General features: G+C 68.4%; 18 protein-coding genes and 1 tRNA gene. 8 read left to right on the top strand and 11 right to left on the bottom strand.

Annotation, left to right across the window (positions count from 1 at the left end):
* The first annotated feature begins 40 nt into the window (after positions 1 to 40).
* Positions 41 to 2,656, top strand: coding sequence for an alpha-glucan family phosphorylase (glgP, locus tag MMF96_RS13430; protein WP_176616850.1), 2,616 nt, complete (start codon positions 41 to 43; stop codon positions 2,654 to 2,656).
* A 58-nt stretch (positions 2,657 to 2,714) separates the two neighbouring features.
* Here the strand turns inward: glgP and glgX are convergent, their stop codons facing one another.
* The 6 genes from glgX to MMF96_RS13400 form a co-directional block, all read right to left on the bottom strand.
* Positions 2,715 to 4,862, bottom strand: coding sequence for a glycogen debranching protein GlgX (glgX, locus tag MMF96_RS13425; protein ID WP_176616851.1), 2,148 nt, complete (start codon positions 4,860 to 4,862; stop codon positions 2,715 to 2,717).
* Between the two features lies 1 nt (position 4,863).
* A complete protein-coding gene (gene rlmB / locus MMF96_RS13420; protein WP_176616852.1) occupies positions 4,864 to 5,862 on the bottom strand; it encodes a 23S rRNA (guanosine(2251)-2'-O)-methyltransferase RlmB in 999 nt (332 codons plus the stop codon).
* 355 nt (positions 5,863 to 6,217) lie between these two features.
* Entirely contained in the window at positions 6,218 to 7,636 is a 1,419-nt protein-coding gene (gene cysS, locus MMF96_RS13415) for a cysteine--tRNA ligase (RefSeq protein WP_256883816.1), read from the bottom strand.
* Positions 7,633 to 8,175, bottom strand: a complete 543-nt coding sequence (gene ispF / locus MMF96_RS13410) for a 2-C-methyl-D-erythritol 2,4-cyclodiphosphate synthase (RefSeq protein ID WP_375141434.1) — start codon at positions 8,173 to 8,175, stop codon at positions 7,633 to 7,635. Before ispF ends, cysS begins: the two co-directional genes overlap by 4 nt.
* Before the next feature lie 26 nt (positions 8,176 to 8,201).
* Entirely contained in the window at positions 8,202 to 8,984 is a 783-nt protein-coding gene (gene ispD, locus MMF96_RS13405; RefSeq protein ID WP_256883814.1) for a 2-C-methyl-D-erythritol 4-phosphate cytidylyltransferase, read from the bottom strand.
* A gap of 107 nt (positions 8,985 to 9,091) precedes the next feature.
* Complete coding sequence (locus MMF96_RS13400; RefSeq protein ID WP_176616856.1) at positions 9,092 to 9,574, bottom strand: CarD family transcriptional regulator; 483 nt, start codon at positions 9,572 to 9,574, stop codon at positions 9,092 to 9,094.
* A gap of 274 nt (positions 9,575 to 9,848) precedes the next feature.
* Between MMF96_RS13400 and MMF96_RS13395 the strand changes: the two genes are divergently transcribed.
* Complete coding sequence (locus MMF96_RS13395; protein ID WP_176616857.1) at positions 9,849 to 10,361, top strand: hypothetical protein; 513 nt, start codon at positions 9,849 to 9,851, stop codon at positions 10,359 to 10,361.
* Between the two features lie 125 nt (positions 10,362 to 10,486).
* Here MMF96_RS13395 and MMF96_RS13390 read toward each other — a convergent pair whose 3' ends face one another.
* Together MMF96_RS13390 and MMF96_RS13385 are read right to left on the bottom strand one after the other, a co-directional pair.
* Positions 10,487 to 11,167 (bottom strand): response regulator transcription factor, encoded by a 681-nt coding sequence (locus tag MMF96_RS13390; protein ID WP_256883813.1) that lies wholly within the window; start codon positions 11,165 to 11,167, stop codon positions 10,487 to 10,489.
* Positions 11,168 to 11,219: 52 nt separating this feature from the next.
* The gene (locus MMF96_RS13385) at positions 11,220 to 12,464 is read right to left on the bottom strand and encodes an ATP-binding protein (RefSeq protein WP_256883812.1); all 1,245 of its coding nucleotides are present in this window, start codon (positions 12,462 to 12,464) and stop codon (positions 11,220 to 11,222) included.
* 169 nt (positions 12,465 to 12,633) lie between these two features.
* Between MMF96_RS13385 and phoU the strand changes: the two genes are divergently transcribed.
* Entirely contained in the window at positions 12,634 to 13,296 is a 663-nt protein-coding gene (gene phoU, locus MMF96_RS13380; RefSeq protein ID WP_176616859.1) for a phosphate signaling complex protein PhoU, read from the top strand.
* An 82-nt stretch (positions 13,297 to 13,378) separates the two neighbouring features.
* Here phoU and MMF96_RS13375 read toward each other — a convergent pair whose 3' ends face one another.
* The gene (locus MMF96_RS13375) at positions 13,379 to 14,125 is read right to left on the bottom strand and encodes a phosphoglyceromutase (protein ID WP_176616860.1); all 747 of its coding nucleotides are present in this window, start codon (positions 14,123 to 14,125) and stop codon (positions 13,379 to 13,381) included.
* A gap of 414 nt (positions 14,126 to 14,539) precedes the next feature.
* Between MMF96_RS13375 and MMF96_RS13370 the strand changes: the two genes are divergently transcribed.
* Complete coding sequence (locus MMF96_RS13370; protein ID WP_176616861.1) at positions 14,540 to 15,349, top strand: class I SAM-dependent methyltransferase; 810 nt, start codon at positions 14,540 to 14,542, stop codon at positions 15,347 to 15,349.
* 19 nt (positions 15,350 to 15,368) lie between these two features.
* On the opposite strand, the gene MMF96_RS13365 is transcribed toward MMF96_RS13370, so the two are convergent.
* Both MMF96_RS13365 and MMF96_RS13360 read right to left on the bottom strand, forming a co-directional pair.
* The gene (locus MMF96_RS13365) at positions 15,369 to 15,728 is read right to left on the bottom strand and encodes a DUF2516 family protein (protein WP_176616862.1); all 360 of its coding nucleotides are present in this window, start codon (positions 15,726 to 15,728) and stop codon (positions 15,369 to 15,371) included.
* 77 nt (positions 15,729 to 15,805) lie between these two features.
* The gene (locus MMF96_RS13360) at positions 15,806 to 16,978 is read right to left on the bottom strand and encodes a PLP-dependent aspartate aminotransferase family protein (protein WP_256883811.1); all 1,173 of its coding nucleotides are present in this window, start codon (positions 16,976 to 16,978) and stop codon (positions 15,806 to 15,808) included.
* 120 nt (positions 16,979 to 17,098) lie between these two features.
* Here MMF96_RS13360 and tmk point away from each other — a divergent pair, with 120 nt between their 5' ends.
* The 4 genes from tmk (at position 17,099) to MMF96_RS13340 (ending at position 20,689) form a co-directional block, all read left to right on the top strand.
* Positions 17,099 to 17,764 carry a dTMP kinase gene (gene tmk / locus MMF96_RS13355; RefSeq protein ID WP_176616864.1) on the top strand — a complete coding sequence of 222 codons (666 nt, stop codon included), beginning with the start codon at positions 17,099 to 17,101 and terminating at the stop codon, positions 17,762 to 17,764.
* Positions 17,761 to 18,936 carry a DNA polymerase III subunit delta' gene (locus MMF96_RS13350; RefSeq protein WP_176616865.1) on the top strand — a complete coding sequence of 392 codons (1,176 nt, stop codon included), beginning with the start codon at positions 17,761 to 17,763 and terminating at the stop codon, positions 18,934 to 18,936. Before tmk ends, MMF96_RS13350 begins: the two co-directional genes overlap by 4 nt.
* 17 nt (positions 18,937 to 18,953) lie before the next feature.
* Positions 18,954 to 20,516, top strand: coding sequence for an alpha/beta hydrolase (locus MMF96_RS13345; RefSeq protein ID WP_256883810.1), 1,563 nt, complete (start codon positions 18,954 to 18,956; stop codon positions 20,514 to 20,516).
* A gap of 97 nt (positions 20,517 to 20,613) precedes the next feature.
* A tRNA-Thr gene (locus tag MMF96_RS13340) sits at positions 20,614 to 20,689 on the top strand.
* Positions 20,690 to 20,756 lie beyond the last annotated feature (67 nt).

Here is a 20,756-nt window from a genome sequence, read left to right as displayed (position 1 = left end):
CGGCGGACGGGCGTAACGTCCATGGGCTAGGGTGACCGGCATGAAGGCCATTCGCAGATTCACCGTCCGCACCGTTGTCCCCGCGCCTATCGGCGCACTGCCGCGCCTGGCCACCAACCTCCGCTGGTCCTGGCACCTGCCCACCCGCCAGCTGTTCGAGTCGCTGGACCCCGCCCTGTGGGACGAGGTGCGGCACGACCCGCTGGCCATGCTCGCCGCGGTGTCACGGGAGAAGCTGGAGGCGCTGGCCGCGGACCCGGACGTGGTGGCGCGCGTGGCCGACGCCGGGGAGAACCTCGACGCCTACCTGGGCGGGCCGCGCTGGTACCAGTCGCTGGGAGCAGACGCCCCGCAGGCCATCGCCTACTTCTCCCCGGAGTTCGGCATCAGCGAGGTGCTGCCACAGTATTCAGGCGGCCTGGGCATACTGGCCGGCGACCACCTCAAGGCCGCCTCCGACCTGGGCGTGCCGCTGATCGGCGTCGGGCTGCTGTACCAGGCCGGATATTTCAAGCAGTCGCTGTCCCGGGACGCCTGGCAGCAGGAAACGTACCCGCTGCTGGACCCGGATGCCCTGCCGCTGACCCTGCTGCGCGAGGACGACGGCACGCCGGCGCAGATTTCGCTGCCGCTGCCCGGGGGCCGCATGCTCCGCGCCAACATCTGGCGCGCCGATGCGGGCCGCGTGCCGCTGCTGCTGCTGGATTCCAATGTGGCTGAAAACGACGGGGCCGCCCGCGGGGTGACCGACAGGCTGTACGGGGGCGGCGGCGACCACCGCCTGGCCCAGGAGCTGCTGTTGGGCATGGGAGGGGTGAAGGCGCTGCGCGTCCACGCCCGCCTGACCGGCACACGGGAACCCGAGGTGTTCCACACGAACGAGGGCCACGCCGGATTCCTGGGGATCGAACGCATCCGCGAGCTCATGGACCCCGCCGTCACACCCAGCCCGCTGTCCTGGGACGAGGCCCTGGCCGCCGGCCGCGCGTCGACCGTGTTCACCACGCACACGCCCGTTGCGGCCGGGATCGACCGTTTTCCGCGCAGCATGATTGAGCACTTCTTTGCCGGCGAGCTGGCCCCCGGCGTTCCCGTGGACCGCATCCTCGCCCTGGGCGCGGAGAACTACGAAGGCGGCAACCCCGAGGTGTTCAACATGGCGGTCATGGGCCTGCGCCTGGCCCAGCGCGCCAACGGCGTGGCCAAGCTCCACGGCGTGGTGTCCCGCAAAATGTTCTCCGGACTGTGGCCGGGCTTTGACCACGAAGACGTCCCCATCACGTCCGTGACAAACGGCGTCCACGTGCCCACCTGGGTGGACCCCCAGCTGGCGCGCCTTGCCCGGGAGAAGTTTGGCGCCGACGTCCTGGACGGCCCGGACTGGTCCAAGGTGTACGACGTCAGCGACAGCGAAGTGTGGGAGCTGCGCCGGCGGCTGCGCGCGGCCCTGGTGGACGACGCACGGCACCGCCTGCGCGCGTCGTGGAAGAAGCGTGGGGCCGCGGACGCCCAGCTGGGCTGGACCGATTCGGCCCTCGACCCGGACGTGCTCACCATCGGATTTGCCCGCCGGGTACCCACCTACAAGCGCCTGACCTTGATGCTGCGCGACCCCGCCCGGCTCAAGGCGCTGCTGCTGCACCCCGAGCACCCCGTCCAGCTGGTCATTGCGGGCAAGTCCCACCCGGCCGACGACGCCGGCAAGAAGATGATCCAAGATCTCGTCCAGTTCACCGACGACCCGGAAGTCCGGCACCGGATCGTTTTCCTGCCCAACTACGACATCGCCATGGCCCGGACCCTGTTCCCGGGGTGCGACGTGTGGCTGAACAACCCGCTGCGGCCCCTGGAGGCCTGCGGGACCTCAGGCATGAAGGCCGCCATCAACGGTTCGCTGAACCTTTCCGTCATGGACGGCTGGTGGGACGAGCTGTACGACGGCGAAAACGGCTGGGCCATTCCCACCGCCAACGAAGGCACCAGCGCCGAGGAACGCGACAACATTGAGTCCGCGGCGTTGTACGAGCTGCTGGAGACCCAAGTGGCACCGCGGTTCTACGACGGCCCGGCAACCGCCGGCTCCGGCGCGCCCGGCCCATCACGCGGCGCCACCGGCGCCCCGCCCTCACACTGGATTTCCATGATCAGGCACACCCTGGCCAACCTCGGACCCAAGGTTTCCGCCGAGCGCATGGTCAAGGAATACGTGCAGCGCCTGTACCAGCCGGCTGCTGCGTCCGGCCGGGCCGCACGGGCCGGCGGCTACGCCGAGGCGAAGGACCTGGCCGCCTGGATCGGCACGATCCGCACGGAATGGGGCCTCATCCGCATTGAACACGTTGAATCCCGCGGGCTCACGGACGAACCCCTGATCGGGGAGTCGCTGCAGGTCCGCGCCGACGTCCATCTGGGCGTGCTTTCCCCGGGCGACGTCACCGTCTCCGTGGCGTACGGGCGCGTGGGCGAAAACGACGAACTCACCGACACCGGCACCCTGGATTTGGCGCCGGACGCGGACCTGGGCTCCGGCCGGCACCGGTTTGCAGCCGAGCTGGTCATCGACCGGTCCGGCAGTTTCGGCTACGGGGTGCAGGTCCTCCCCCGCCACCGCGGCCTGGCCGACCCGGCGGAACTGGGACTCATCGTCACGGCGTAAGGCAGGGCCACGGTCCCGACAAGCGGGGTACCGACAAGCTCGACCGGCGGGGTCCCGATCAGGGGCTGGGGAGCAGGTTGCGGAAGATCAGTACCGTGTTGGCCTCGACCGGGACGGCTTCGCCCGCCTGGACGCCCGGGACGGTGCGGGGCAGGCGGAAGGTGGGTTCGCCGTCGTCCGTCGCAAAGGGCCCGGAGGTGGTCATGCGCAGCTGGTAGGGGTTCGCCGCCAGCGAGGGGTCCCCGGCGAAACGCGGATTGGCCGGCAAGGTCACGGATTCGTCGGTGATGCCGGTGTTGAAGATGACCAGGCCGTCCACTTTTCCGTTGGGCGAGCCCATGAGCATGGTGAGGATGCGTTCGTGTGGGTTGGTCCACCGCTCCGGCGCCATGGGCTCCCCGTCCGCGCCAAACCAATGGATGAAGGCCTCACCGCCGCGTGTCGGGTAGCTGCTGGGCTGCTCGCTGAGGAAGTGGCGGCGCAGCTGGACCAGGCGCCGGGTGGCTGCCAGCATGGTCTGCGCGTCGGGGTCCATGGACCAGTCCAGCCAGGCGATTTCGTTGTCCTGGCAGTAGGCATTGTTGTTTCCGCCCTGGCTGCGGCCCAGCTCGTCGCCGGCGGAAATCAGGGGCATGCCCTGGGCGAGCAGGAGCGTGGCCATCATGTTGCGGGCGGTGCGGCCGCGCTCGGACAGGATGGCGGGGTCGTTCGTGATGCCCTCGACCCCGTGGTTCCAGCTGCGGTTGTCCCCGTGCCCGTCCCGGTTGCCTTCCTGGTTGTCCTCATTGTGTTTTTCGTTGTACGCGGTCAGGTCCGCCAGTGTGAAGCCGTCGTGCGCCGTGACCAGGTTGACCGAGGCCAGGGGGCTGCGCCCGGACCGGGCAAACAGCGCGGCGGAGCCGCCCAGCGCGTCGCCGAACTTGGCCAGGTTGCCGCTGTGGTGCCCGTCAAGCGCCGCGGCACGGTCGGTCAGCCACACTTCACGGACGCTGTCACGGAAGGAATCGTTCCAGTCCGACCAGCCGGTGGGGAAGTTCCCGGTCTGCCAGCCGCCGTAGCCCACGTCCCAGGGCTCGGCAATCAGTTTCGTGGTGGACAGCACGCCGTCCGTGGCCGCGGCCAGCAGGAAGGGGTGCTGGTGGGTGAATTCATGGGCGCCGTCGCGGGCCAGCGATACGGCCAGGTCGAAGCGGAAGCCGTCGATGTGGAATTCCTCCACCCAGTAGCGCAACGAGTCCATCGCCATCCGGATCACGTACGGATTGCTGAAATTGAGCGTGTTGCCGCATCCGGTGGTGTCCACGTAGCCGCCGTCGCGCATGCGGTAGTACTGCTCCTCGCCCAGCCCGCGCCAGCTCAGTGCCGGCCCGCCCTGGCCGCCCTCGGCCGTGTGGTTGTACACCACGTCCAGGATGACCTCGATCCCGGCCAGGTGCAGCAGCTTCACCATGCCCTTGAGCTCGTCCTGCACGGCCGCCGGGCCCTGTGCGCGGGCCGCGGCGCTGGCGTACTGCACGTGCGGGGAGAAATAGCCCAGGGTGTTGTACCCCCAGTAGTTGCTCATGCCCGTCCCGCCCAGGTGCGGCTCGTCAATGTGGAAATGGATGGGCAGAAGTTCGACGGCGGTCACGCCCAGTTTCTGGAGGTGCTCGATCATGACGGGGTGCGCCATGCCGGCGTAGCTGCCGCGGATCTCCTCGGGGATGTCCGGGTGCAGCATGGTCTGGCCGCGCACATGGGCCTCGTACATGACGGTGTTGCGCTGCGGCGTACGCGGGCTCTTGGCCTCGCCCCAGTCAAAACCTGACTGCATCCGCACCGAAACGTACCGCGTGACACCGTCGGCGCACTTTGCCTGGTCGATGTAGCGGCCGTACGGGTCAAGCAGCAGCTGGACCTTTTCGGGGTCGAGGTTGCCTTCCGGGCCTTCCGGGGCGCCGGCGTAAAAACCGTAGCGGCTGCCCACGGGCATGCCCCAGACCAACCCGTGGTGCACGCCGTCGGTCAGGTCCGGCAGCAGGATCGCCTTCCAGGCACCTCCCGGCGGCTGGAAACACAGCACCAGCTGTTCCAGGGCAGGGGCGTACACGGCCACGTTCACCGTGTCGGCGCCCTCTTCGCGGGAATGCGGGGTGACACCCAGGGGGAAGCGCCGTGAGAGCGCCGTGCCGAGCGTGCTCACATCCTCCACGACAGTCTCGGGCATCTCAGGCCTGGGCCGCCCGCTGCTTGGAGACCTCGTACAGGCTGATTCCCACGGCCATCGACGCATTCAGCGACTCCATGGCAGAGTTGATCGGGATGGAGACAATCTGGTCGCAGTTTTCGCGCACGAGGCGCGAGAGGCCCTTGCCTTCGGAGCCGACCACCAGGCAGATGGGGTCCTGCGCGAGGCCGAGGTCGGGCAGCGAAACGTCGCCATCGCCGTCGAGCCCCAGGACGAAGTAGCCCATCTTTTGGAAGGAGCCAATGGCACGGTTCAGGTTGGGCGCCTTCGCGACGGGCACGCGCACGGCGGCGCCGGCGCTGGTCTTCCAGGCCGAGGCAGTCACGCCCGCGCTGCGGCGCTCGGGGATGATGACGGCCTGGCCGGAGAAGGCGGACACGCTGCGGATGATGGCCCCGAGGTTGCGGGGATCGGTGATGCCGTCCAGGGCCACGATCAGGGGTGCGTTGGCAATGTGGCCCTTTTTCCACTCGGACATGATTTCCCCGGCCGCGTCCACGGCGTCCTCATACTCGTAGGGCGGGATCTGCAGGACCAGCCCCTGGTGGACGGCCTCTTCGGTGAGGCGGTCCAGTTCCGGCTTGTGCGCCTCGAGCAGCGGGATGCCGCGTTCGGTGGCCAGCTTGATGGATTCGCGCACGCGCTCGTCCATGTCAACGCGGACCGCCACGTAAAGGGCTTTGGCCGGGATGCCGGCGCGCAGTGCCTCCACCACGGAGTTGCGGCCCGTGACGAGTTCTTCGGTCGCCTTGCCCTTGGGGCCGCTGCTGCGGCGGGGGGCGGTGGTGCCGCCCGTGCCGCGCTTGGCGGCGGAGCGCTCGGCCAGCTGCTTGTTCTTGTAGGCCTTGTGGTAGGTGCGTTCCTCGGCCTTCGGCGTGGGGCCCTTGCCTTCAAGCGCCTTGCGGCCCAGTCCGCCTGTGCCCTTGACGGGGCCCTTCTTGAGCTTGCGGACTGCGCCGGAGCGGGAGCTGTTGGCCATGGTGAAACCCTTACGATTGGTGCGGTGCCGGTCTTTGCCTGGCCCCGAAGTTCGTCAAAATTCGTGCCCGCGGACGTTTTTAGGCACACGGGAATACGGGAGAATTAAAACCCGTAGCTAACAGTTTACGGCCTGTTTTCTGCCATGTGGTGCCAAAAGTGCGGATTCTCACGCGCCCGCCCCCCACCAACGCTCGGTTGCAACCGGGGCGGAATCGGGCAACGCTTCCGCACTTCCCGCCGGAGCGTTGGCGGAAAACGCCCCGGTTGCGCGCGAGCGTTCACGAAAAACGCCCCGGTTGCGCGCGAGCGTTCGCGAAAAGCGCCCCGGTTGCAACCGGGCGTTGGGTGGGTGGCTAGCGCTTGAGGGACCAGGTGGCGCCGTCGGCCGTGTCGGCGACCTCGACGCCGGCAGCCGCCAGGATGTCCCGGATCCTGTCGGATTCGGCCCAGTCCTTCGCCGCCCGCGCCTGCGCACGCGCTTCCAGCTGGGCCTTGACCAGCACGTCGAGGGCGTCGAGCTCGGCTCCGGACCCGCCGCCCTCCTGCCACCGGGGGTCGAGGGGGTTGATGCCCAGCGCGTCGGTCATGCCCATGACGGCCAGGAACGCCTCCTGCAAACTGTCGGCGTCGCCCGCGGCCAACGCCGTGTTCCCGGCACGCACGGTTTCATGCAAAACAGCGAGGCCCGCCGGGATGTTCAGGTCGTCATCCATCGCGGCACTGAACGCCTCCGGGCGGGTGCCGACGTACCTGACGCCGTTGCCGGGGAACAGCTTTGCCAGGGCGGCCCGGGCGAACGTTTCAATGCGTTCGACGGCGGCCGCTGCCTCCGCCAGCGAGCCCGGCCGGTAGTCCAGCACGGAGCGGTAGTGGGCCTGGCCGAGGTAGTAGCGGACCACCAGGGGCCGGGCGATTTCCAGCATTTCGCGCGGATTGATGGTGTTCCCGATGGACTTGGACATCTTTTCACCCTCGTAGGTGACCATGCCGTTGTGCATCCAGAAGTTGGCGAAGCCGTGGCCGGCGGCCTGGGACTGGGCCATCTCGTTTTCGTGGTGCGGGAAGCGCAGGTCCAGCCCGCCGCCGTGAATGTCGAACTCGGTGCCGAGGTACTTGGTGACCATGGCGGAGCACTCCAGGTGCCAGCCCGGGCGGCCGGCACCCCACGGGGACTCCCAGCGGGCCGTCTCGGGTTCGCCCTCCTTGTAGCCCTTCCACAGCGCAAAGTCGCGCGGATCGCGCTTGCCCCGGGGATCGGCGTCGGGCGCGGCCTGCATGTCGTCAATGTTCTGGTGGGTCAGGGACCCGTACTTGGCCCACGAGCGGACGTCGAAATAGACGTCGCCGGAGCCGTCCGGTGCCGGGTAGGCGTGGCCGCGGTCAATCAGCTGCGCGATGAGCGCGTGCATTTCCGGAATGTGGCCGGTGGCCCGGGGCTCGTAGGTGGGCTTGAGGATGCCGAGGGCGTCATAGGCGTCTTCGAAGGCCTGCTCGAACCGGTAGGCGAGGGCCCACCAGGGCTCGTTGTGTTCGGCCGCCTTGAGCAGGATCTTGTCATCAATGTCCGTCACGTTGCGCACCACCGTCACGTCGTGGCCGGTGACCTGCAGCCAGCGTGTCAGCTGGTCAAAGGCCAGCGCCGAGCGGACATGGCCGATGTGCGGCTCGCCCTGCACGGTGGCGCCGCAGTAGTACAGGGAGACGCGGCCTTCCTCGAGCGGGACAAAGTCGCGGACGGCGGCGGTGGCGGAATCATAAAAGCGCAGGGTCACTGCTCTAGGTTATCCTCTCCGGCGGCAGCCGGGCCCGGGGCCTGCCAGGATGCCTGGACGACCAGCGCCGTGGCAACGGCTGTGATGCCCTCGCCGCGGCCGGTAAACCCCAGTCCGTCCGAGGTGGTGGCGCTGACGGAGACCGGTGCGCCGGCCGCTGCGCTGAGCGCCGCCTCGGCCTCGGCCCGCCGGGGGCTGAACTTGGGTCGGTTGCCGATGAACTGCACGGCGACGTTGCCGATCTCAAATCCGGCGGCCCGGACGATGCGGGCGGCTTCGGCCAGCAGCGAAACACCGCTGGCCCCCTTCCATTCCGGCCGGTCGGTGCCGAAGTGGGTGCCGAGGTCGCCCACCCCCGCGGCGGAAAACAGGGCGTCCGCGGCGGCGTGGGCCACGGCGTCGCCGTCGGAATGGCCGGACAGGCCGCGCTCACCCTCCCACAGCAGGCCGGCCAGCCACAGTGGCACCCCCGCGCCGGCGCCGTCCGCCTCCGCGGCGAAGGCGTGGGTGTCCACGCCAATGCCTGTCCGGGGCAGCACAGGCCGGTTTTCTCCACCCGCCACGGCTACCCCTCCACCCAGCGCGGGCGCAACGGCCCCTGCAACATGGCATCGGCCAACAGCAGGTCCATGGGCGTGGTGATTTTCAGGCTGTGCGTGGACCCCTGGACCACAAACACGTCCCCGCCCATGGCTTCAACGAGCATGGCGTCGTCGGTGATTTGGGCGGCCTCGGCCGGGACCAGCGTTGCGGCGTAGGCGTGGGCGCGGCGCAGGGTTTCCAGCTCAAAGCCCTGCGGGGTCTGCACGGCGCGCAGGCGGCTGCGGGCCGGCGTGCCGGACACCTTTTCCACACCGGCGCCGGTGGCAGGGAATTCGGCGGGGACCACGGTCTTGATGGTGTCCACCACGGCAAGCGCGGGGATGACGGCCTTGGCGCCGTCGCGCAGGGCGGCCACGACGCGCTCGAAGACCCCTGTGGGCGTCAGCGGCCGGGCGGCGTCGTGCACCAGCACCGTGGAAATGTCCGGTCCCACCATGGCCAGTGCCGCCCGGACGGACGCGGTCCGGTCCGCGCCGCCGTCGACCACGTTCCACACCAGGTCCGGCTGCTCCGCATGCGCGGCGGCCAGCTCCCCGCACAGCTCCACCATCTCCTGGTCCCCCGCCGGGACCGCAATGCAAATTTGGCCGGCAATCCCCGCCTTCACCACGCCGTTGACGGCATGGGCCAGCATGGTGGAACCACCCAGGGGGACCCGCGCCTTGGGCATCCCCTGCCCCAGTCGTTCCCCGGAACCGGCGGCCACAATGATGACGGCGCAGCGCGCGCCCGCTTCCTCAGTCATGACTCCACAGTAGCCCCGGAACCGCGGCCTGGGACGCAAGGAACCCCGGCACCGTGGGGTGCCGGGGTTCCTTGCGGGTCCTGCCGCGGACCCGTTCGAAGTTGCCGCTACGAGGCCAGGACCTCATCAAGGACTTCTGCGGCCTTGTCCTCGTCCGTCTTTTCCGCCAGGGCAAGCTCGGAAATCAGGATCTGCCGCGCCTTGGCCAGCATCCGCTTCTCGCCGGCGGACAGCCCGCGGTCGTGGTCGCGGCGCCAGAGGTCGCGGACAACCTCGGCCACCTTGATGACGTCACCGGAAGCCAGCTTTTCCAGGTTGGCCTTGTAACGACGGGACCAGTTGGTGGGCTCTTCCGTGAATTCCGCGCGGAGCACGTCAAAAACGTGTTCCAGGCCTTCCTTGCCCACCACGTCGCGGACCCCGACGAGGTCTACGTTTTCCGCGGGCACTTCGATGGTTAGATCCCCCTGGGCAACCTTGAGCTTGAGATACATCTTCTCTTCACCCCGAACCGTGCGCATCTTGATCTCTTCGATCTTGGCCGCACCGTGGTGTGGGTAAACTACTGTCTCGCCGACCTCAAAAAGCATGTGGATTCTCCCTTTCCAATACTCCCAGTTTACCACGTCCAGCCGCCTACTTCCTTGAGTTTCCGCAGGTCAGGGGCTCCTGCGGAAACTTCCACGGCATAATTGCTCCAACAAGTGGAGATTTTTTGGGCCCTTGACTAAACGCTTCCGGGATGCAGTGGCGGCCGCACACAATACACACCCCCGCCGGGAAACCGCCACAAAAGCATGCTTTCGCCCCGATTGCGGATAAGGTGGTGGCAGATATTTGTCTTTTCCATGAGGAGTTACTGACGTGAGAATCGCTGCCGGCATGCCCGGTGCCAAACGAGCCCGGCGCTTGAGCCTGATTGCCGCGATTGGCATTGGTGCCATCGCGTTCACCGGCTGCAGTGCCATCAATGAGCAAAGCACCACGAAGATCAAGGTTGTCTCCGACGGCGTTGATGCGAATGTGGGCAGCCTGGAACTGCGCAACGTGTTGGTCATCTCCCAAGGAAGTGACGCCCCCGGCCGCGTCCTGGGCACGTTCTACAACACCTCCGACTCCGACGCCACGCTGACCATCAGCGGCGACCAGGGATCACAGACCGAGGTCACCGTCAAGCCGGGCGTGCCGCTGGTCCTCAACGGCGCCTCCGACAAGGCGATCCTGAGCACCGTCACGGCAGCCCCGGGCGCCACCGAGGTGCTGCAGCTGCGCGGGTCCGGCGCCACGACCGACTCGACGTCGCTGACCGTCCCGGTCCTGGACGGCACCCTGGCCGAGTACAAGGACATGCTGCCCACCGCCAAGGCCACCCCGTAACCGCAGTCCTGCCAGGGCGCAACTGACGTTGCGCCCACAGCAAAGGGACGGCCACCGTGAATCACGGTGGCCGTCCCTTTGCGTCCTGCGGCCTGCAACCTGCCCTGCGGCCTGCGGCTCGCGGCCTACGGCTCGAACTTGTACCCGAGCCCGCGCACCGTCACCAGGAACCGCGGCGCCGCCGGGTCCGGCTCGATCTTGCTCCGGATGCGCTTGACGTGCACGTCCAGCGTCTTGGTGTCGCCCACATAGTCCGATCCCCACACCCTGTCGATCAGCTGCCCGCGCGTGAGCACGCGCCCGGCATTGCGCAGCAGCATTTCCAGCAGTTCAAACTCCTTCAGCGGGAAGGACACGCCCTTGCCGTGCACGGTGACCACGTGCCGTTCCACGTCCATCCGGACCGGGCCGGCCTGCACGGTGGAGCTGACCAGCTCCTCCGGTTCACCCTGCCGGCGCAGTACGGCCCGGACACGGGCCATGAGTTCACGGGACGAGTACGGCTTCGTGACATAGTCGTCGGCGCCCAGCTCCAGCCCCACCACCTTGTCGATCTCCGAATCCTTGGCCGTGAGCATGATGATGGGGACGGTGGAGCGCTGGCGCAGGTGCTTGCAGACCTCGGTGCCGCTCATGCCCGGCAGCTGCAGATCCAGCAGCACCAGGTCGGCGCCGCTGCGTTCAAACGCCACCAGGGCGTCCAGCCCATCGTCCGCCACCTCCACCTCGTACCCTTCCTTGGCCAAGAGGAAGGACAGGGGGTCGCTGATGGACTCTTCGTCTTCGACAATCAAGATGCGGCTCACGTGTACTTGCTCCTTGTGACTCAGCTGTGCCATAACCCAGCTGTGGTGTGGTTCAGCGTTGCTTCCGTCCGGTGCCAAGGCTCAGGGCGGCGTCGCTGGTGGACGGGGAAAGTTGGGGCAGGCGCACGGTGAACGTGGAGCCTGTCTTGGGCGCGGACCACAGGGTGACCTCGCCGCCGTGGTTGCCCACAATATGCTTGACGATGCTCAGGCCGAGGCCCGTGCCGCCCGTGTGGCGTGACCGGGCCGCATCCACCCGGTAAAAGCGCTCAAAGACACGCTCCTGGTCTTCCGGGCTCATGCCGTCGCCCTGGTCGGAGACACTGACGCTGACGACGCCGTCACGCACCTGGAGCCCGATCCCCACCTGGGTGTTTTCCGGGGAATAGCGCACGGCGTTGTCGATCAGGTTCCGCAGCGCAGTCACCAGCTGGGACGCGTCGCCGTGGACCTGGGCGGGGACGGGCGGGCCCACCGCAAGAACAATGTTCTTGGCCTGCGCCGGCAGCCGGGTCCGGTCCACGGCCTCGGCGATGACCGCGTTGATGTCCACGTCGGTGCCCGCCTGGACGATGTCCTTGCCCTGCAGCCGCGAAAGTTCAATGATGTCCTGGACCAAGGCGGCCAGACGGGCCGACTCGGTGATCATGCGGGACGCGAAGCGGCGGACGGTCGCCTCGTCATCCGGGGACGACTCCAGCGCCTCGGCCAGCAGTGAGATGGCGCCCACGGGCGTTTTCAGCTCGTGGGAGACGTTGGCGACGAAATCGTTGCGCACGGCCTCGGTGCGGGCAATTTCGGTGCGGTCGTCGGCCAACAGCAGGATGTATTCCTCACCCAGCGGCGCCACGCGCACCTGGATGACCAGCGTGCCTTGGCCGGGGGAACCGGGCGGGGGCTGCGCACCCGGGCCGGCGTCCGGCGTCGAACCTGGGGCAGTGCCTTGGCCTGGCAGGAGAACGCGGGGCAGGAGCAGCTCGCGCTCCTCTATGACCCCGTCGCGGCGGACCCGGTGGGCCAGGTCCAGCAATTCCTGGTGGACCACCGTGTGGCCGCGGACCAGGCCGAACGCGTAGGCGCCCGGGCTGGCGCGGACCACGCCGTCGACCACGTCAATGACGATGAAGGCCTTGCCCACCACGGAAAGGATCTCCGCGGAGCCCTCCGGCAGTGACGGTTCGCCGACGTCCACGGTGCGGCGGCGGGCCCGTTCGCTGGTGCTGAAGGCGAGCATGCCGAACATGCCCATGGCCAGGCCCACCAGCCCGGCAGCCACTCCAATCAGCAAAGGATTCACATCCCAAGACTATGCGCAGTTTCCACCCGGGGCGCCCCAAATGGGTCACCCGTGGCCGCCCGTTCAGCCAACGTTCACCTGATGGTGCGGCCGCGTTAACACTTGGATGGCAAGGTGGGAGATGATCGAGCCCACCTGTGTAACGGGCTGCCCATGAAAGGAACCACGCGTGCGCAAAGTATTTCAGGCTGAACTTCACCAAATCGGGGAGGGCCTGGTGGAGATTTCCTCACTGGTGATTGATGCGATTGACAAGTCCTCAACGGCCTTTGCCGCAGCCGACCTGCAGGCAGCCCAGGAAGTCATCGCTGCCGACGCGCGGATCGACTTTCTCCAAAACGACCTCGACGAGCGCGCCATCGACGTACTCGCCCTGCAGGGGCCGGTGGCCAGCGACCTGCGCATGATCGTCGGCTCACTGCGCATGAGCGCCTCCCTTGAGCGCATGGGCGACCTGGCCCGCCACATTTCCCAGCTGACCCGGCTGCGGTACCCGAACAACGTCATCCCGGAGCCGCTCCGGGAAACCTTTGCCGAACTGGCCCGGCAGGACCTCGTCATTGCCCGCAAGGTCGCCGAACTGCTGGAGTCCAGGGACCTCGGGCTGGTGGGCGACATCGCCGCTGCCAAGTCCGAGATCAACAAGCTGCACAAGACGGTCTTTTCCGCCATGGGTGCCCCCGGTTGGGCCGAAACGCCCGCCACCACCGTGGACGTCACCCTGGCCAGCCGCTACTTTGAGCGCTTCGGCGACCATGGCGTCTCCGTGGCCCGCAAGGTCTCCTACCTGGTCACCGGCGAATGGCAGGCCGAGGACTTCCTGGCCGTTTAGGCAGCTGCCCGGGCGCCAAGCACGACGGCGGCCGGTGACCTTTCGAGCGAAAGGGCACCGGCCGCCGTCGTGCTTTATGGCCTTATTTCTTGCCCTGGTTCGCCACGGCCAGGATGGAGGCGGCTGCGGCATCCGGGTCCAGGTACGTGCCTCCGGGGGTGACGGGGGTGAAGTCCTCATCCAGTTCGTACACGAGCGGGATGCCGGTGGGGATGTTCAGGGAGGCGATGGCGTCGTCGGAGATGCCGTCCAGGTGCTTGACCAGGGCGCGCAGGGAATTGCCGTGGGCCGTGACCAGCACCGTCTTGCCGGCCTTGAGGTCTTCCTTGATGTCCGATTCCCAGTAGGGCAGCAGCCGGATGAGCACGTCCTTGAGGCACTCGGTGCGCGGCAGGGCGTTGCCCAGGCCTGCGTAGCGGGGGTCGTGCGCCTGCGAAAACTCGCTGTCATCGGAGAGCGGCGGCGGCGGGGTGTCGTAGCTGCGGCGCCACTGCATGAACTGATCCTCGCCAAACTCAGCCAGCGTCTGGGCCTTGTCCTTGCCCTGCAGCGCACCGTAGTGGCGTTCGTTCAGGCGCCAGTCGCGCTTGACGTCAATCCAGCCGCGGTCGGCGGTGTCGAGGGCGAGGTTGGCCGTGTTGATGGCCCGCTTGAGCCGCGAGGTGTACAGCACGTCCGGCAGGAGGTTGTTCTCCACCAGCAGCTCGCCGCCGCGCACTGCTTCCTGGCGGCCCTGGTCGTTGAGGTCAACGTCCACCCAGCCGGTGAACAGGTTCTTGGCGTTCCACTCACTGTGGCCGTGGCGGAGCAAAATCAGGGTATAGGTCATGGTGTCATCCTACCGGCACGGGCCCCGCGGGCCCGCTGCGGGACGCAATGCTACGTGCCGCTGCGCACCCGGCGGAAGCTCCCGGCCCGGCGTTCACGCCGCCGTCTTTTATGCGCCGGATTCACCGGCGGTTTTGCGCATATGGCCGCTGCGCTTCGCTTATGCGCCGGACCCGTGCCGGGTTTGGCGCAGCTGGTCCACTGGCGCCAAACCCACGCCGGCTCCGGCGCATAACGAAAGCGGCCCGCAGCTTATGCGCACCACCCACCGCCGGGTTTGGCGCATAAGCGCCGCCGGCCGTGAGCCCCGCCACGTTATTTCAGCCGGACGCCGCCGGGCCATTAGTGTAATCCAGTGGTTCAACGTGCCCAAAGGGTCAAAACAGCTTCCACCGGCCCTGCACAACGTGATTCCGTGCCGCGCGGCCGGTCCCGCAGCAAACCCTTCGGCAACCCCACCCGCGGCACCACCAACCCGAACCGCCTCCGCCGCGTGGACCGCTGGCTGGCCGGCCCGGAAGCGTGGCGGCTGCGCCGGGACAGCACTGCCGGCGCCCGCCCCCTGGTGGTGGACCTGGGCTACGGCAGCTCACCCACCACCGCCGTGGAACTGCACCACCGCATCAGCGCTGCCTGCCCGGGCGCCCATGTGACCGGCATTGAAATCGAGCCCGAGCGGGTCCGCACCGCCAAGCCGCTGGAGCACGACGGCCTGGATTTCCGGGTGGGCGGCTTTGAAATCCCGGTACCCGGCCACGCCACCATGGTCCGCGCCTTCAACGTCCTGCGCCAGTACGAGGAGGCGGACGTCCGCCTGATTTGGGGCACCGTCTGCTCCCGGCTGACCCCCAACGGAATCTTCGTTGACGGCACCTGCGACGAGATCGGCCGCCGCAGCACCTGGGTGGCACTGGATTCCGCGGGACCACGGACCCTGACGATCTCGATGCGCTTTGGGGCCTTCAACCTGCCCTCCGACGTGGCCGAGCGCCTGCCCAAGGCGCTGATCCACCACAATGTGCCCGGGGAAAAGGTCAATGACTTTCTTCAGGCCCTGGACCGGCACTGGCTCGCCGCGGCGCCGCTGGCCCCCTTCGGCCACCGCCAGCGCTGGCTGCGCATGTGCCAGAAGATGTACGACGACGGCTGGCCCGTCACGCGCGACCCCTCGCGGTGGCGTTTGGGCGAGCTGACCGTGGCGTGGGCCGCCGTCGACCCGAACTAGGCGCGGCTGCTGCCGGATGCTACCAGGAGGACCCGCGGTTTTGGTTGCCGCGGCCCCGCCCGCGGACCTCGGCCAGGGCGGGCCGGACGTCGGCCAGGTACACACCGGCAACCGTGGCGCCTGCAAGGTCGATGATCATGAGCATGCCCAGGCTGGGCGAGCTGAAGGTGGTGACGACCGGCAACAGGTACAGGAAGCCGAAGAACGCCGAGATTCCCGTCAGGGAACCCCAAAACTGCTTGGTGCGCTTGTAGACGCGCTGAAAATCCGCGGCGGGCGTGCGCAGGCAGTCGGTCAGGGCCCAGATTTGGACGCCGAACGCCACGGCACCCAGCACCACCAGGATGAAAAAGGTCGCAGCATAGAGGAAGAAGCTCACACCACCAGCCTAGCCGGTGCGGGCGACAAGAAACATGCCGCGGCCGGGAGCCTTCCCGCCCGGGCGCCGCGGCTCCCCTACCGTCCGGCGGCGTCCAGTGCCTGGGCCAGGTCCGTCCAGAGGTCTTCAACGTTTTCAATGCCCACGCTCAGGCGCAGCAGGTTCACGGGCACCGATTCGGGCTCGTTGGCGTGGCGGCGGCGGCGCTCAATGAGCGATTCGACCCCGCCCAGGGAGGTGGCGGGGGTCCACAGGCGCAGTGCTTCCACGAGGGTGTTGGCGGCCTCCTCGCCGCCGGCCACCTCGATGCAGAGGATGGAGCCAAAGCCCAGCATCTGCGCCTTGGCGCGTTCGTGCCCCGGATCGGAGTTGAGGCCGGGGAACAAAACCCTCTCGACGCCGTCGTGCACGTTCAGGCGCTTGGCCAGCTCGAAGGCATTGGCCTGGGCCCGCTCAACGCGCAGGGCCAGGGTGCGCACGCCGCGCAGGGCCAGCCAGGCCTCAAACGGGCCGGCAATGGCACCGTGGATGGAACGGTGGTGGAGGAGCGTGTGGCGCAGGTCCTTGTCAGAGGTGATGAGGGCGCCCAGGATGACGTCGGAATGCCCGGCCAGGTACTTCGTAACCGAGTGGAGCACCACGTCGCTGCCCAGGTCCAGCGGCTTTTGGACCAGCGGCGTGCTGAAGGTGTTGTCCGTGACCACCACGGCTCCCACGGCCTTGGCGGAACGGCACAGGACGCGCAGGTCTGCCACTTCAAGCATGGGGTTGGTGGGACTTTCCAGCCACAACATGTCGGCCGCCTTTTCGCCGGCCCCGGTGAGGGCGGCGATGACCTCGTCGTTGTTGGCAATGTCCACCGTGCGCAGGCTGAACAGGCCCTTGTCCGCAAGTTCCTGTGCCATGACCAGGGCGCCCTGGTAGGAGTGCCGCGGCATGACGAGCACGCCGCCCACCGGGATCAGCGAGAACGCCGCGGACACGGCGGCCAGCCCGGAGCTGAACACGAGCGCCGGCAGGTCGGCCCCTTCCAGCTCGGCCAGGGCGTCCTCCAGCGGGTCCCACGTCGGGTTGGAGTAACGGCCGTAGGCCCTGTCGCCGTCCACGACCTGTCCGGTGCCCACGTACGTGGAAGACAGCACGATGGGCGGGTTGACCGCGGCGTCGTGCTCGCGGGCGGGCCGGCCGGCGGCCACCGCCACCGTCTCCGGGCTGAGCTGGTCGGGGTGGGAGGAAGGTTCAAGGGTCATGCTTCCAAAGATAGTGCGCCCGGGCGCCCCGGACGAAAATTCGTGACACGGGCCGGGCCGGCGGCCGCAGCCTGTGGACAAGCCGGGAGGCCTGTCAGCGGCGGCCGGTAAGCTGGGACCGTGACTTTCCCACCCGCCGCCCAGCCCGGCCTGTTCATTGCCTTTGAAGGCGGTGACGGGGCCGGAAAATCGACCCAGGCCGCCCTGCTGGCCCGGGCCCTGTCCGACGCCGGGCGCACCGTTTTGCGGACCCGCGAACCGGGCGGGACCCCGGTGGGCGAAAAGCTGCGCTCGCTGGTGCTGGACCACGGGCAGGGCGAGATTGACGCCCGCTGCGAGGCGCTGATCTTTGCCGCCTCCCGCGCCGCCCACGCCGCCCAGGTGATCGCCCCCGCCGTGGCACGCGGGGAGGTGGTCATCACCGACCGCTACATCGACTCCTCCATCGCGTACCAGGGGGCCGGCCGGGGACTGGGGGCCGCCGAGGTCCGCCGGCTCAACGAATGGGCCACCGACGGGCTGTGGCCCGAGCTCACCGTGCTGCTGGATGTCTCCCCCGAGGACGGCCGCAGCCGACGCACCGCGGGGGATGCGGCGGAGGACCGGCTGGAATCCGAGCCCGACCACTTCCACGCGGCCATCCGCCAGGCATTCCTGGACCGGGCGGCCGCCCGCCCCGAACGCTACCTGGTGCTGCCTGCCGGCCGGCCGGTGGACGAGCTGGCCGCGGCGGTGCGCACCCGTGTCCTGGAGCTGCTGGCCGCCAGGGAAGCGGGCGCTGCATGAGCGTGTGGGTGGACCTGCAGGGGCAGGGGCCCGTGGTGGAGCAGCTGCGCCGCGCCGCCCAGTCAAGCAACCCCACGCACGCCTGGCTGCTGACCGGCCCGCCCGGGTCCGGGCGCTCCAACGCCGCGCTGGCCTTCGCCGCCGCGCTGGTCTGCGAACGCGAGCAGTTGGCCGAGCGCGGCTGCGGCGTGTGCAAGGCCTGCCACACCACGCTCGCCGGCACCAACGCGGACGTCACGTTCATCGCCACCGAAAAGACCACCATCACCATCGAGGAGGCCCGCGAGCTGGTCCGCAAGGCCCACGACAGCCCTTCCTCGTCCCGGTGGCGCGTGATGATCGTGGGCGACGCCGACCGCATGGCCGAACGCACCACCAACGTCCTGCTCAAGGCCATCGAGGAACCGCCGCCGCGCACCATCTGGATCCTGTGCGCGCCCAGCCCGGCCGACGTGCTGGTCACGATCCGCTCGCGCTGCCGCACGCTCACGCTCCGCCTGCCGCCGGTGGAGGACGTGGCGGCCCTGTTGGTGCGCCGCGACGGGATTGAACCCGCCTTGGCCCTGCACGCCGCCCGTGCCGCGCAGAGCCACATTGGCATTGCCCGCCGGCTGGCCTCCGACGCCGGCGCCCGGGAGCGGCGCGACACCATCGTCCGCCTGCCTTTTTCCCTGCGCGACGTTTCGGCGGCCGTGCGCGCCGCCGGGAACCTGCTGGAGCTGGCCCAGGCGGAGGCCGGATCCTCCAATGAGGAACGCGACATTGCCGAAAAGGCCAAGCTGCTGCGCGACCTCGGCGCCCCCGAAACCGGCACCCTGCCACCGCCCATGCGCGCGCAGGTCAGGGCCCTGGAGGAGGACCAGAAGCGCCGCTCCAAGCGCTCGGTGACGGACCAGCTGGACCGGGCCCTGACGGACCTCCTCTCCTTCTACCGGGACGTGCTGGTGCTCCAGCTGGCGGCGCAGGGAGGGCCCGGCGTCGTGCCCTGCGAAGGGTCCGTGGAACTGGTCAACGAGCCGCTCCGCGACCACCTGGCCGAGTTCGCCGCCCGGGGCCGCCCTGAAGCCACCTTGGCCCGGATGGACGCCATCAACGCCGTGCGCCGCCGCCTGACCACCACCAACGTCTCCCCGCTTTTGGCCCTTGAAGCCATGGCCGTCAGCCTGCTCTAGATCCGCAAAGGACCCCCATGCCCCACGCACCCGTACGACGGCGGCACCGCCTCCGCCTTTCCCTCACCATCGCCATGGCGGCCGTGGGCGCCCTCCTGCTGGGCTCCTGCTCGGCTCCGGCCCCCGCCCCCGCGACGGCACCGACGGTGGTTGCCAGTGCGCAGGCGTCCGTCATTGGCGACGTGCCGGCGGACCTGGCCCCCTACTACGGACAGGTGGTGACGTGGACGTCCTGCAACGGCGGCTTCCAGTGCGCGAAGGTGAAGGTGCCGCTGGACTACGCCAAGCCGGGCGGGGAGTCCATCAAGCTCGCCGTCACTCGGCTGCCTGCCACCGGAAAGCGGCTCGGGTCCCTGCTGGTCAATCCCGGCGGACCGGGCGGCTCCGGCGTGGACCTGGTGGTCAACAGCGGCCGGCAGTACTTCTCCGCGAAGCTGCGCGCCGCCTACGACATTGTGGGCTTTGACCCGCGGGGGGTCCAGCGCTCGGACCCCGTCAAGTGCCTTGATGACGCCCAGATGGACGCGTCACGGCAGAAGGACTACGACATGTCCACGACGGCCGGGTTTCAGGCCGCCGAGGCGGACTCGAAGGCGCAGACCGGGCTGTGCGTGAAGAACTCGGGGGACATCCTGGACCATGTGGACACGGTCAGCTCCGCCCGCGACATGGACATCCTGCGCGCCGTGGTGGGCGATGCGAAGCTGAACTACATGGGCTTTTCCTACGGCACCAAGCTCGGCGCCACCTATGCCGGCCTGTTCCCTTCCCGGGTGGGACGGTTCTCCCTTGACGGCGCCCTGGACCCGTCGCTGGGGATTGACCAGATTTCCATGGGGCAGGCGGTCGGCTTTGAAAATGCCCTGCACGCCTGGGCGAAGAACTGCCTGGGCACCAAGGACTGCCCGGTTTCCGGCACCGTGGACGGGGCGGTGGAGCAAATCCGCCAGCTGAATGCCGTGTACACGAAAACGCCGCAACAAACCTCCAGCGGCCGCGTGGTGACCGGCACCGAGTTCACCAACGCCGTGGCGTTCGCAATGTACTCCACCGACTTGTGGGAGCCCCTCGCCGCGGCACTGAAACAGGCCTTCGCCGGGGACGCCTCCGGCATGCTGATGCTGGCCGACTACTCAGCGGATCGCGGCTCGGATGGCAAGTACAACTCCAACACGGCGGCGGCGTTCACGGCCATCAACTGCCTGGACTACCCGATGGACTCGGACACCGCGCACATGCGCACCGACGCGGCGGCCCTGGAGAAGGCCTCCCCCACCTTCGGCGCACTGCTGGCCTACTCGGGGCTGACGTGCAAGTACTGGCCGTTCCCGGCCACCGGCAGGCCGGCCCCCATTGCCGCACCGGGCGCCGGCCCCATCCTGGTCATCGGCACCACGGGCGACCCCGCCACCCCGTACAAGTGGGCGCAGTCGCTGGCCAAGCAGCTGGATTCCGGCGTCCTGGTGACCTGGAAGGGCAACGGGCACACCGCCTACGGCCGGGCAAACCAATGCCTGACGTCCACCGTGGACGACTACTTTGTCAACGGAAAGGTCCCTGCCGCCGGCACCACCTGCTGACGGCGGCCGGGGCCGATTTTGTACATGGGGGCCGGACATATTAGAGTTGTTTCTTGTGTTCGGCGAATGCCCCCGCAAGGGGTTTTCACGGCCACAGGCCTCCATAGCTCAGTTGGTAGAGCGTTTCACTCGTAATGAAAAGGTCAACAGTTCGATTCTGTTTGGAGGCTCCACCAAAGCCCCTGGCATCCATTGATGCCAGGGGCTTTTTACGTGCCCGCGGCATGGCCCGCCGCCGGT

Origin of the sequence: Arthrobacter sp. STN4, assembly GCF_024539665.1 — a bacterium.
Classification (GTDB): Bacteria; Actinomycetota; Actinomycetes; order Actinomycetales; family Micrococcaceae; genus Specibacter.
Note: the sequence above shows the minus strand (reverse complement) of the source record. Positions and strands in the feature narration are given on the sequence as shown.